Consider the following 12,382-nt stretch of genomic DNA (forward strand, 5'->3'; position numbering starts at 1 on the left):
GGTCGTTGATCACTTCCGGATGCCCCACTCCTGCATGTTGTACACCGGCCCGTCGAGGGTCGAGTTGTTGCGGATGTTCGCGATCTTGTCCGACGAGGCGATGAAGGTCGGCTTCTGGTACAGCGGAAGCACGTACGCGTCTTCGGACATGATCTGGTCGGCCTGGTTGAGCAGGTCCGCCGCCTTGGTCTGGTCGGTCTCGGCGTTGGCCTGCGCCATCAGGCTGTCGACCTGCGGGCTGCTGTACTTGCCGTAGTTGTTGCCCTGCCCGGTGCCCCAGTTCTGGATCGCGCCGCCGAACGGGAACGGCGAAGCGACCCACGCGAACACGATGACGTCGTAGTCGCCGCTGGTGGTGGTCTGACCGAGGTCGTCGGTGGACTGGACCTTCACCTTGACGCCCAGCTGAGCCGCGGTCTGCGCGAACAGCTCGCACTCGTTCTGCCGGATCTGGTTGCCGACGGTGTAGCGGATGCGCAACTCGGGGATCGGCTTGCCGCTCGGGTCGGACAGCTGGTTGTTGGCCAGCTTGTAGCCCGCGTCGGTCAGGATCTTCTTGGCCTTCTCGATGTCACCGGAGCCCTGGCCGGTCGCGCTCACCGTGTCCTTGTAGCCGGTCTGCTGCGGCACGAAGTTGTGGTTGTTGAGCGGCTCGACCTTGTTGGTGAACTGACCGACGGTCTTGGCGATCATGTCCTTGCGGTTGATCGCGGTGAACAGCGCCTGGCGCAGCGGCTTCTGGGAGAGCGCCGGGTTCTTCAGGTTGAAGTCGAAGTGCTCCCAGGTCAGGCCGAGCCCGATGAACGAGGAGATGTTCGGCATGTTCTTGACCTGGTTGACCAGGTCGACCTGCGGCTGCGGGTAGATGACCTGCACCTCGTTGTTCTGCAGTGCGGTCGGCTCCTGCGTCGCGTCGGTGATCACCCGGAACACGACGCTGTCCAGCTTCGGCTTCGCACCCCAGTACTTCTCGTTCGGGACCTCGGTGACCGACTGGTTGTTGACGAACTTCGAGATCTTCCACGGGCCGCCGGACCAGGTCGGGACGGTCTCGGAGAACCACTTCCAGGATGCCGCGAGGCCTTCCGGGGTCTTGATGTCGCCGTGCTGCGCGGCCAGGTGCGCCGGATAGATCGCGCCGCCGGAGCTCCAGAGCAGCTTCCAGTCGGTGAAGGGCTTGTCGAACACGACCGTCACGGTCTTGCCGTTGTCGGAACCGGTGACGGACTTGACCTGGTCGTAGCCCGCGGTGCTGGCCGCGGCGCAGCCGGGGCAGTCCTTGCCGTTCTGGACCTTGTAGTTGTAGATGAAGTCGTCGGCGGAGAACGGGGTGCCGTCCGACCAGGTGGCCTTCGGGTTCAGCTTGTAGACCACCGTCTGCGGGCTGGTGCTGGTGACCTCGGCCGACTCGACGAAGTCCTTGTTCAGGACCGGCTTCAAATCGGGCGTCGCGTAGAAGGTGTAGGGCAGCAGGCCCTTGGTGACCTCGCCGGTTTCGAAGACGTTGCCCTCGGCCGAGATGACGAGCCAGTTCGGCACGTTCTTCTCGATGGCGTAGGTGACGCTGCCGCCCTGCTGGAGCTGATCGGCCTGCGCCGAGTTGCAGGTGTTCGGGTTCTTGTCGCAGTCGGCGAATGCCTGCCCGGTCTGCACCGCGCTGTTGCCGCCTCCGCCACCACCGCATGCGGAGAGCAGAAGGGCCGCGCCCGCGACGAACGCGCCGAGTTTCGCGGCGCGCGACCTAGTCGTCACTAACATTCATTCTCCTTGCTCGACGCCGTCGCGGGTTTGCGAGGCGGCTCTTCCTGACGCGCAAGCACCGATCGGTATCGCGTTGCTCACCGTAGCCGTGAAACTTAGGCATTGGACAGACGGCAAACCTATCGATCCGGACACTCTCAGTGAGATCGTTGCGGAACAGATATCTCGTGCCCCCTGGTTGCACCGTGGTTTCCGCACTTGATCGACTACGGTCAGTAGTTGATCACGGAAATTCGGAACCGGTTCGAGTGGCAGTTCAGTCCAGCGGACCGAGAGGCCCGGCGGACAATAACCGCCCCGTTCCGTACGCGGTACCCCAGCTAATGGAGTAGTCACGCGGCCGCGACGAACCCGAAGTGACAAGAAATTGGTCCGATCTCGTGAAGCGAAAGAACGCGCCCGCCGCCGAACGCGGACACGGCGGCCCGGACGGCGAAAGGTGCTCGGTGGGTGTTCCGAGCATCTTGCGTCCTCGCCCGCGTATTCCGAACCGCGGAACGTTCCGCGGAAGGGAACGCCCACGGTCCGGGACGCTGGTCCGACGTGGTGGGATGCGAATGCATTTTCCCGTGCACGTTGCCGATTTCCGGTCCTGAGCGCCGCGCCGGGGGTCGGCCTCCCGGGCGTGGCCGCGACGGTCATTAACCTGAGGGCGTGAAGCGGAAGCTGCTGCTGGTCCACGCCCACCCGGACGACGAAAGCATCGCCACCGGCGGCGTCATCGCCCGCTACGGCGCAGAAGGCGCTGAGGTGTGCGTCGTGACCTGCACGCTCGGCGAAGAGGGCGAAATCGTCCCGCCGCGGCTCGCGCGGCTCGTCGCGGCAGAGGCCGACCAGCTCGGCGGGTACCGGTCCGGGGAAATGGCCGCCGCGGCCGCCGCGCTCGGCCTTGCCCGGCACGAGTACCTCGGCGGCATCGGCCGGTGGCGCGATTCGGGCATGGCGGGCACGCCCGCCGCCGAGCATCCGAGGGCGTTCACCGGCGGGTCGGCGGTGGAGCAGACCAGTCAGCTGCGCGAACTCATCGACGATTTCGCCCCGCAGGTAGTCGTCACCTACGACTCCTTCGGCGGCTACGGCCATCCCGACCACATCCGCGCGCACGAGATCACCATGGCGGCGGCTCCGGACGCCCCGTCGGTCCAGCGGGTCTTCCACGTGGTCCAGTCCGAGGCCGCGCTCGCCGTCGGGCTCGCCGAACTGCGCGCCGACGGAACATCACCGTTCCGGGTGGCTGACGACGGCGAGCTTCCGTCCACTCCGGACGGCAAGATCACCACCGTGGTCGACATCTCCGCGCACCGGCAGACGAAGCTGGCGGCACTGCGCGCGCACGAAACCCAGCTGACCGTGGTCGACGGCGCGGTCAGCCACTTCGCCCTGACCAACAGCATCGCGCAGCCGATCCCGTCCGCCGAATACTTCGTGCTCGCCCACGGCGACGCCGCCGGAGCCGAGACCGATCTGTTCGGCGGGTGGTGACGGTGTCCGCCCCGCTCACTCGCGACCAGCGGCTGATGCTGGTGCTGCTGGCGTTCGACGCGGTCGTGCTGGCGCTGCTCGAACTGTTCTTCCTCCCGCTGCGGGTCGGCCCGCTCGGCGAGGTGCCGCTGCCGATCACCGCGGTGGTCGGCGCGGTCACCACGCCGTGGCTCGTGCTGACCGCGGCGAAGCTTGTCCGCCCTGGGCTCTCGTTCGTGCCGTTGCTGGTGTGGGTACTCGTCGTGTTCGGGGTCGGCCTGTTCGGTCCGGGCGGCGACGTCGTGCTCGTCCAGGACTGGCGCGCGCTGCTGCTGCTCGGCGCGAGCGCCCTGCCCGCCGCGCTGGTCCTCGGCGGCGGGCTGGGCCGGGCCGCGGCGAAGGGAGGCGTCCGTGTCTGAGGCCATTTCGGACCGTCAGGTCGTGGCGATCCTGCGTCCGTTCGTCCGGGCCTGCGCGCCGATGATCGACGCGCTGCGCGAGGCCGACCCGTTCGGCATGCAGGCGCGCGCCCGGCGCGGCGAGGGCGAATTCTCCGACGCCGGGTTGAAGAAGAAAATGCTCCGCGCCCTGACCTCAGTGAAGGTGCCGGGCACCGCGGGGTGGGCGGGGATGGACATCGACCAGCGCGCGAGCTGGTGGGTCAACCGCGTCGGCAGGCTCACCTCGTTGCTGACCTCGATCCCTGGGCTCGGCGGCGCGCTCGCCGACCGGCTGCCGGTGCAGGACACCCTCGGCGCGGCGTCGCAGGGACTGGTGCTGTGCGCGATCGCGGGGGAGTACGGCGTGACCGACGTCGGCAGCCGGGTCCGGCTGATCGCCTCGGTGCTGTTCGAACGCGACATCGACGCCGACCTAGCGTCGGGAGCGAAGCACGACAAGTCCGCGAAGTCCGCTGAGGACAGTGAGACCGCGCGGCTCACCGAGGAGCTCGACGAATCCCACCGCAAACACGGCAAGGTGACCGCGAAAGCCGTCGCCAGCACGCTCTGGCACCTGGGCAAGTCGCTGTGGGGGATCACCGGCGAACTCGAGAAGCGCCCGCGCGGCCGATGGTTCCACCGGGCACTCGGGATGCTGCCGGTGGTCGGCGCGGCGGGCGACTACCTCGGCGAGCGCTCCGGGCTTAAGAAGGTCTGGAAGCGCGCGCACGCGTGGCTCATGACCCACCGGGAGTGGGCCTGATCGTCGTCGTGAGTGGCTATGCCGGTTCTAACCGGTATAGCCACTCACGACGCCCCTCAGTGCCAGAAGAGGAACGCTCTCTGCCCGATGTAGGCCGCGGCCGCGTTCCCGCCGAGCGGTTCGTAGATGTGCCCGGCGATCGTCCAGAGCAGATCCGACACCGGCCGGAAAAGAAAGAGCAGCGCGAACAGCACCAGCGGCGCCCACGGCCGCACCCGCGCGCCGAACGCCCGCGCCTGCGGCGAGAGGTACGGCTCCAACGCGCCCCAGCCGTCCAGCCCCGGCACCGGCAGGATGTTGATCAGGAACGTCATCATCTGCAGCAGCGCGAGGTACGACATCGCGTAGAAGAGGCCGGTCGCCATCGGGATCAGCATCGTCGCCAGGCACAGCGCGGCGCCGACGGCGAGGTTGCTGAGCGGACCGGCCAGCGAGGTCCACGAGGCCGTCGCGCGATTGCGCAGCGCGCCGCGGTTGATCCACACCGCGCCGCCCGGCAGCGGGATGCCGCCGATCAGCAAGAAGATGAGCGGCAGCACGAAGGACAGGACGGGGTCGGCATAGCGCCGGACGTCCAGCGAGAGGTACCCCTTGTGAGCGATCTCGTGATCACCGCCGCGGAAGGCGACGAAGGCGTGCCCGAACTCGTGGAGCGTCAGCGACGCCATCCAGCCGCCCAGGACGAGCAGCACGACGCCCGCGATGAACATCGGGTCGCGGGAACCGAGAAGAGTCGTGGAATCACCGTATGCAGCCAGGAAACCACCGGCGACGGCGACGGCGAGGATGCCGAGGAAGATCGGGCTCGGACGCACTGCTGATCTCTGCACCCCACCAGTCTTCCGTATGCCCGGTGTGAAGTCTTCGGCGTGTCCCCTTGCGCACCCGGGCACAGAGATCCCCCGAACTCGCTACTCGGCTTGACCTGGCCGCACTACACAGGTGTAATCACAGTGATGTCATTCGCTGTCGGAGGGGGCAGCGGGTGTCGTTTCACCACCGCCAGCCTGGGGAGTGCGTAGGAGCGAGGAGGCGGACGTGCGGTTGGAAGCGGACAACAGGGAATGGGGGCACGTCGTGGGTTGGGGAGAGAACCCGGAGCAGCAGCTCGGGGATCTGACCGACCTTTTCGACGTCCCCGAGGAGCAGGACTGGCAGGAGCGCGCCCTGTGCGCGCAGACCGACCCGGAGGCGTTCTTCCCCGAGAAGGGCGGCTCGACCCGCGAGGCCAAGCGGATTTGCCTTGGCTGCGAGGTCAAGGACGACTGTCTCGAGTATGCGCTGGCGCACGACGAGCGCTTCGGCATCTGGGGCGGACTGTCCGAACGGGAACGTCGCAAGCTGAAGAAACGGGCTGTCTAAACGGGTTTCGGTTCCCCCGGTCCACGCGGACCGGGGGTGCGCCCCGCCGTCGGCACGGCGGTGAGCGAGTGCTGCGGCTGGCGCGCCCGCGGCGGGATGGGAGTCCTCGCCGAGGTGGCGCCGGGCACATTCGCCGGATTCGTGCGGCCGCCTCCAAGGCGGCGGCCATGAGGGCAGAAGTACCGTCACAGCGGCCGGAAAATCGGTGCTGTGCCGTGGTTCTCTTTGTGATCTTCGTCTTCCGCCGCTGAAACCCCGGTGTGCCGCGGATCTCGCGGCTGGATCGGGTGTCGGTGCGTCGCTTGAGCGCGCCGGTTCGGCGGTCGCGGACTTTTTCTCGTGCTCGGTTCGTCCACGCGGTGGGATCCGCCGGACGCGCGGCGTGGGCCGGTGCCCGCGCGTCCGCGCAGGCCGTAGGGTGACCGCACCCATCGTCCCGTCCGAGCAGGAGCCGTTCTTGCCTCGCACCGTCGTTCCGCCCGCTGTGCGGACGTTGCCCGTTCTGGCCATTGTGGTCTGTCACGACGGCGAAGAATGGCTGCCGCTGGCGCTTTCCGCGTTGCGGCGCAGCACAGTCCGTCCGCGGCACGTGCTCGCCGTGGACACCGGATCCACCGACCGTACCCCGAAACTGCTCGCCGACGCAGCGCAACCGGGGGCGGCCGCCGAGGAGCCGGTGCTGTCCGGAGTTGTCACTCTGACGAGTGAAACCGGGTTCGCGGAGGCGGTCGCCGCGGGCGTCGCGCACGCGGTGGAACGGTGGGGCGACCCGGGAACGTGGCTGTGGGTGCTGCACGACGACTGCGCCCCCGAACCCGACTGCCTCGACCAGCTCGTGCGCGCCGCGGAGGAAAACCCGTCCGCGAAAGTGCTCGGGCCGCTCGGCACCGACTGGACCGATCCGCGGCTGATCGTCGAGGCGGGGCTGTCCACCGACGCCTCCGGGCACCGCCAGCAGATGGCCGCGCCGGACGGCGCACCCAGCGAGGTCCTCGCCGTCCCGAGCGCCGGATCGTTGGTGCAGCGGGAACTCTGGGACGCGCTCGGCGGCTACGACGAGGACTTCCCGTTGCTGCGCGAGGATCTCGACTTCGGCTGGCGCGCCAACGCGGCGGGCTCGCTCGTGCTGTCGGTGCCCTCCGCGCGCGTCCGGCACGCTCGCGCCGTGTCCACCGGACAGCGCACCCCGGACGCCGCCGGTCGTCCGCTGGCCGCGCTGAACCGTTCGCACGGCGTACGCGTCTTTCTCGTGAACTGCTCGACCCCGTCCTTCTGGTTCGGGCTCGTCCGGCTGCCGGTCCTGTTGGTGCTGCGCGCGTTCGTCTTCTTCGTGCTGCGGCGCACCACCGAAGCGGGCGCGGAACTGGCCGCGCTCGGATACCTGTGCGGGGGCAAGGGAAATCTCCGCGCGGCCCGGGCGCGGCGGCGCGAGCAGCCGCGACCCGGCACTGTCCGCGGGCTCTTCACGAGCCGGATCGCGAGGCTGCGCAACGCGATCAGCGCCGGGGTGGTTGGACTCGTCCGGCGCGGGGTACAGAGCGATGTAGCACTCGGGACGGTGCCGGAAAGCGTCGAGCAGGAGTCGGCGTGGATTCCGCCGGAGGCGCTCGCCGCGTCCGGCGCGCGTCCGGTCGGTCCGGACGCCTTGCCCGCCGGTGCGCTGCGCGGGCTGAGCACTCGCGGCCGGGGACTGCGCCGGCCGGGCACGGTCGTCGCGGTAACACTGCCGGAAGCGCCGGTGTCCGAAGAGGACACTGAACCGGCCGAGGAGACCGCCGCTCAGCCTTCGCCTTCGCCCCGTCCGGAACCCGCCGCGCCCGAACCGGATCTGGTGTTCGTGGAGGTCAACCGGCGACGCGTGCTCGCCGCGACCGTCTTCGCGCCGCCGGTGGTGCTGGTCGTTCTGCTCACCGCGCTGGCCTTGGTGCTCAACCGCGGCCGGCTCGGTCTCGACCTGTGGGGCGGCCAGTTGCTTCCGGTCGGCGGGCTCGGCGAGATCTGGTCGACGTACCTGTCGCCGTGGCATTCGGTCGCTGGCGGCACCGGTGCGCCCGCTCCCGCGACGCTGCCGGTGCTCGGCACGATCGGCGCGATCTTCGCCCCGATCGGCGGTCCGGCCGCGCTCGTGGCGATCCTGCTCATCGGCGACATCCCGCTTGCCGCGCTGAGTGCGTACGTCGCCACTCGCAAGCTCGCCGTGCGCCGCTGGGTGCGCGCTGCCGTTGCCGCGACGTACGCGTTGCTGCCTGCCGCGACCGCGTCGGTCGCGCAGGGGCGGCTCGATGTGGTTGTGGTGCATCTCGTGCTGCCGCTTGTGGTCGCGGGGATCGTTCGGTTGCTGACCCGGCCGGGCACGCGGTGGTTGCACGTTTCGGCGCTGTCGGCGTTCGGGGTCGCGTTGCTGGGGGCGTTCTCGCCGCTCGCGCACGGGCTGGCGCTGGTGGGTCTGCTGGTCGGGTTCGTGGTGCTGCCCGCGCCGTCCGGGCTGGCTCGGCGGGTGGCGTCGGTCGGGATCGTGGTGCTGTTGCCGCTGGTGCTGCTGCTGCCTTGGCCGACTGTGCTGCTGCGGCATCCGGAACTGTTGCTGCAAGGCCTTGGCGGTCCGGCTGCGCCCGCGTCCGCTACGGATCTTGCCGGGCTTACGCCGGGTGGACCGGGGGCGTGGCCGATCGGGGTGGTGGTGCTCGTGGCGACGCTGGTCGCGCTTGTGGTGCGGCCGCGGAAGCAGGTCGTTGGCGGGTTGGCGCTGGCGGTGCTGGGGCTGATCGGCGTCGTGCTGGTGCGGCAGGTGCAGCTGACGCCGATGCAGGGCGGGGCGCCCGCGTCCGGGTACGCCGGGGTGCCGTTGCTGGTGGTCGGGGCCGGGTTGTTGTGGGCGGTGCTGGCTACTTGGCAGCGGGGTGGTGCGGCGGTGCCTGCGGTTTGGTTGCCGAAGGTGCTCGCGGTCGCCGGAGTTGTGGTGGTGGCAGCGCTGGGTGTCGGGGCGGTCGCGACCGGGTCCGAGGGGCCGTTGACGGCGGCGGCGCGGCCGCAGCTTGCGCCTGAGGTGGCGGCGGATGTCGCGGCTACGGGGCGTTCGGTGCTGGACGTCAGCGCGGGGCAGGTGCGGCAGACCGGTGGTCGGCTGGCGCTCTTCGGGGACGATGAACTCGCGCCGGTCAAGGGGACGCCGGAGCGGCTGGCCGACTGGCGGCGTGGGCTGGGGCAGGGGGATGTCGCGGCGCTGAAGCGGGTGTTCGCGGCTGCTGCGGCTTCTGGGGTGCAGTACGTGGTGTTGCCGGTGGGGACGGACGCTCGGGCGTTCGCCGCGGCAGCTAGTGATCTCGCTGCGGTGGCCGCGCCGATGTCGGACGGGCGGCCTACGTTGCGGTTGCTGCCCAAGTCCGGGGAGGTGGCGTTGATCTCGCCGGAGTTGGCCAAGCAGGCCGTTACTGGCGGGGGTGCGCCGGGGACTAATCCCGGGATTTCGCCGGTGGCTGCTCGGTTGCCGGATGTGCGGGTGCGGGCTTCTGAGGGGCCTACTGGGCGGTTGCTCGTGCTGGCAGCTGAGCAGGAGGCTGGGTGGCAGGCGAGTGTCGACGGGAAAGCGGTGCCGATCGTGCCTGCTTGGGGGCATCAGGTTGCCGTGTCGGTGCCTGCGAAGTCTTCGGAGGTGTCGGTGACGTTTCCTGGGACTGAGCGGGGGTTGCTGCTGCTGGTTCAACTGGCGGCGGTGTTGTTTACGGCGTTGACGGCTATTCCGTCTCGGGGGCGGGTCGAGTGAGTTTCGGCTCGTCGCCTGGCGGCGACATTGCACACCTTGGTTGCGTGGGGCACCCCGAAGCTTGATTGTGCTGACCGCAGGTGCGCTTCGTATCGGGGTGCGGGGGAGGGCTGGGTGCCTCGCTCGTTGGGTGCACCGGCTGCGGTTTTAGGGCCGTGAGGGGAACCCTGAGGGAATCAGAGTCAATGAGGGTGGCCCTCACGGACGAGGGTGCGTCAGTCGCCTTCGATGACGTCTGGTTCTACGCCTAGGTAGCCTGCGACTTGCTCTACCAGGACGTCGTGGACCAGGTCCGCCAGTTCTGACGGGTCTTTTGCGCGTGCTTCCAGCGGGCGTCGGTAGAGGACGATGCGGGCGCGGGTGGGCAGGCCTGCTCGGTCGACACCGGCTGGGACCAGCCTTGACAGGGGCACTGCGCCGTCGTGCAGCACTCCGTCTGCGGGGGCTCGGCCGTCCATGCGGACTTCGGGGACGTCGTCCACCGCCACGTCCAGTTTCGTCAGCTCGTGTCGCCAGCGGGCCTCGATGGGCTCCAGGGCGTCCAGCACCAGCGCGTCGAAGCGTTCCGCGCGGCTCGCGGCCGCTGGCAGGGTCGCCGGATAGAGCGTTCCGCGCAGGCCCCGGCCGTGCCGGTCCCGTCGCAGCCGCTGCCGTTGTCGGTAGTCACGAGCCGTCGCCACCGGCCAAGTCTATGCGGTCGCCAGGGGAACGCGCGTGTCGCCGGTACTCGCTTGCGGCGACGCGCTATCGTTTCGGATCGTGCGGAGCGTACGGAAATGTTCGCGAACGGGTTGCCTCGAACCCGCTGTCGCCACGCTCACGTATGCCTACCAGGACTCGACCGCGGTCGTCGGACCGCTGGCCACCGCTTCCGAACCGCACTCCTACGACCTCTGCGAGGCCCACGCGCTGCGGCTGACCGTCCCGAAGGGCTGGGAAGTCGTCCGCCACGAGGGGGCCTTCGCCGCTCCGGAGCAGTCCGCCGACGAGCTGACCGCGCTGGCCGAGGCGGTGCGCGAGGCCGGTCGCTCCGACGTCCCGCCCGCGCAGCCCGAGCCCGAAGGGCCCTCCGGCAGGCGCGGCCATCTGCGCGTCCTCCCGGGGCGCGCCTGAGCCATCCTCCCGACCGGTAGGCTTTCGCCCGCGGCGCGAGTGGCGTCGCCACGGAACTAGCGGCGGGGAGAAGGCGTGCCAGACCTTTCGGGCATCGTGAAGGCCTACGACATTCGCGGCGTGGTCGGCGAACAGCTCGACGCCGCCCTCGTCCGGGACTTCGGGGCCGCGTTCGCGCTGCTCATCAAACCCGAGGCGCCGGCCGTGGTGATCGGCCACGACATGCGCGATTCGTCGCCGGAACTGTCCGCGGCGTTCGCCGACGGGGTGACCTCCCAGGGCCTCGACGTGGTGACGATCGGCCTGGCCAGCACCGACCAGCTCTACTTCGCCTCCGGTTCGCTCAACCTGCCGGGCGCGATGTTCACCGCCAGCCACAACCCCGCGAAGTACAACGGCATCAAGATGTGCCGCGCCGGAGCCTCGCCGGTCGGGCAGGACACCGGCCTCGCGGAGATCCGCGACACCGTCGAGCAGGGCGTTCCCGCTTTCGACGGCCAGCGCGGCACCGTCTCCGAGCGCGACGTCCTCAGCGACTACGCCGCCTACCTGCGCAACCTCGTCGACCTCTCCGGCTCGCGGCCGCTCAAGATCGTGGTCGACGCGGGCAACGGCATGGGCGGGCACACCGTCCCGACTGTGTTCGAGGGGCTGCCGATCGAGGTCGTGCCGATGTACTTCGAGCTCGACGGCACCTTCCCGAACCACGAGGCCAACCCGCTCGACCCGGCCAACATCGTCGACCTGCAGGCCAAGGTGCGCGAGGTCGGCGCGGACGCCGGGCTGGCGTTCGACGGCGACGCGGACCGCTGCTTCGTCGTGGACGAGCGAGGCGAGCCGGTGTCCCCGAGCGCGATCACCGCGCTGGTCGCGGTGCGCGAGCTGGCCAAGGAGCCGGGCGGAACGGTCATCCACAACCTGATCACGTCGAAGGGCGTCCCGGAGATCGTGTCCGAGCACGGCGGCAAGCCGGTGCGCACGCGGGTCGGGCACTCCTTCATCAAGGCCGAGATGGCCCGCACCGGTGCGATTTTCGGCGGCGAGCACTCCGCGCACTACTACTTCCGCGACTTCTGGCGCGCCGACACCGGCATGCTGGCCGCGCTGCACGTGCTGGCCGCGCTCGGCGAGCAGAACGGCCCGCTGTCCGCGCTCACCCAGGACTTCTCGCGCTACGCGGCGTCCGGCGAGATCAACTCGACGGTCAGCGACCAGGTCGCGCGGATGCTCGCGGTGAAGGACGCGTACGCGGGCAAGTCCGGCGTCCAGATCGACGAGCTGGACGGGCTCACCGTGCAGCTGCCCGGCGGCGCGTGGTTCAACCTGCGCCCCTCCAACACCGAACCGCTGCTGCGGCTCAACGTGGAGGCCGCCGACCGGGCCGCGGTCGAGGCGCTCACCGCCGAGGTGCTGGCCATTGTCCGGGCCTGACCGGCTGGCGCCGGATTGTGTCCGGAAGGCGCCCTCAACACCCCAACGACGCGTGGTATGGAGGAACTATGGCCATCACGCTTGACGCACAGCTGCTGGAGATCCTCGCGTGCCCGTCGCCGGATCACGCCCCGCTGCGTCCCGGTACGCCGGACGACGCCGAGGCCGACGCGCTGACCTGCACCGAATGCGGCCGGGTGTACCCGGTCCGCGACGGCATCCCGGTGCTGCTGCTCGACGAGGCGACGCTGCCCGGTTCGGCCGCTGACCACGGCGACAGTGCTTGAC

At 69.6% G+C, this 12,382-nt stretch carries 11 protein-coding genes; 8 read left to right on the plus strand and 3 right to left on the minus strand.

Annotation, left to right across the window (positions count from 1 at the left end):
• Positions 1–9: 9 nt before the first annotated feature.
• Complete coding sequence (locus EIZ45_RS30180; protein WP_043828405.1) at positions 10–1,758, minus strand: ABC transporter family substrate-binding protein; 1,749 nt, start codon at positions 1,756–1,758, stop codon at positions 10–12.
• A gap of 657 nt (positions 1,759–2,415) precedes the next feature.
• Between EIZ45_RS30180 and mshB the strand changes: the two genes are divergently transcribed.
• Genes mshB through EIZ45_RS30195 form a run of 3 tightly spaced genes read left to right on the plus strand, consistent with a single transcriptional unit; the run spans position 2,416 to position 4,425 of the window.
• Positions 2,416–3,243: an N-acetyl-1-D-myo-inositol-2-amino-2-deoxy-alpha-D-glucopyranoside deacetylase gene (mshB, locus tag EIZ45_RS30185; protein WP_134666997.1), complete on the plus strand. Its 828-nt coding sequence runs from the start codon at positions 2,416–2,418 to the stop codon at positions 3,241–3,243.
• Complete coding sequence (locus EIZ45_RS30190; protein ID WP_043828442.1) at positions 3,240–3,641, plus strand: hypothetical protein; 402 nt, start codon at positions 3,240–3,242, stop codon at positions 3,639–3,641. The genes mshB and EIZ45_RS30190 overlap by 4 nt, the downstream gene beginning before the upstream one ends.
• Positions 3,634–4,425 (plus strand): hypothetical protein, encoded by a 792-nt coding sequence (locus EIZ45_RS30195; RefSeq protein WP_134666995.1) that lies wholly within the window; start codon positions 3,634–3,636, stop codon positions 4,423–4,425. Before EIZ45_RS30190 ends, EIZ45_RS30195 begins: the two co-directional genes overlap by 8 nt.
• A 56-nt stretch (positions 4,426–4,481) precedes the next feature.
• Here the strand turns inward: EIZ45_RS30195 and EIZ45_RS30200 are convergent, their stop codons facing one another.
• A complete protein-coding gene (locus EIZ45_RS30200; protein ID WP_134667109.1) occupies positions 4,482–5,240 on the minus strand; it encodes a site-2 protease family protein in 759 nt (252 codons plus the stop codon).
• Positions 5,241–5,463: 223 nt separating this feature from the next.
• Between EIZ45_RS30200 and EIZ45_RS30205 the strand changes: the two genes are divergently transcribed.
• On the plus strand, positions 5,464–5,787 hold the full coding sequence (locus EIZ45_RS30205) for a WhiB family transcriptional regulator (protein WP_037355639.1): 324 nt from the start codon (positions 5,464–5,466) through the stop codon (positions 5,785–5,787).
• Positions 5,788–6,244: 457 nt separating this feature from the next.
• A complete protein-coding gene (locus tag EIZ45_RS30210) occupies positions 6,245–9,550 on the plus strand; it encodes a glycosyltransferase family 2 protein (RefSeq protein ID WP_134667107.1) in 3,306 nt (1,101 codons plus the stop codon).
• Positions 9,551–9,765: 215 nt separating this feature from the next.
• Here EIZ45_RS30210 and EIZ45_RS30215 read toward each other — a convergent pair whose 3' ends face one another.
• A complete protein-coding gene (locus EIZ45_RS30215) occupies positions 9,766–10,230 on the minus strand; it encodes a metallopeptidase family protein (protein WP_037816621.1) in 465 nt (154 codons plus the stop codon).
• 79 nt (positions 10,231–10,309) lie between these two features.
• Here EIZ45_RS30215 and EIZ45_RS30220 point away from each other — a divergent pair, with 79 nt between their 5' ends.
• From EIZ45_RS30220 to EIZ45_RS30230, 3 genes are all read left to right on the plus strand, one after another.
• Positions 10,310–10,663, plus strand: a complete 354-nt coding sequence (locus tag EIZ45_RS30220) for a DUF3499 domain-containing protein (RefSeq protein ID WP_037718335.1) — start codon at positions 10,310–10,312, stop codon at positions 10,661–10,663.
• A 75-nt stretch (positions 10,664–10,738) separates the two neighbouring features.
• Positions 10,739–12,094 carry a phosphomannomutase/phosphoglucomutase gene (locus tag EIZ45_RS30225; protein WP_037816618.1) on the plus strand — a complete coding sequence of 452 codons (1,356 nt, stop codon included), beginning with the start codon at positions 10,739–10,741 and terminating at the stop codon, positions 12,092–12,094.
• 68 nt (positions 12,095–12,162) lie between these two features.
• Positions 12,163–12,381, plus strand: a complete 219-nt coding sequence (locus EIZ45_RS30230) for a Trm112 family protein (RefSeq protein ID WP_037816616.1) — start codon at positions 12,163–12,165, stop codon at positions 12,379–12,381.
• Position 12,382: the final 1 nt, after the last annotated feature.

It is taken from the genome of Amycolatopsis sp. CFH S0740, assembly GCF_004522315.1.
In the GTDB taxonomy this organism is placed as follows: Bacteria; Actinomycetota; Actinomycetes; order Mycobacteriales; family Pseudonocardiaceae; genus Amycolatopsis; species Amycolatopsis nivea.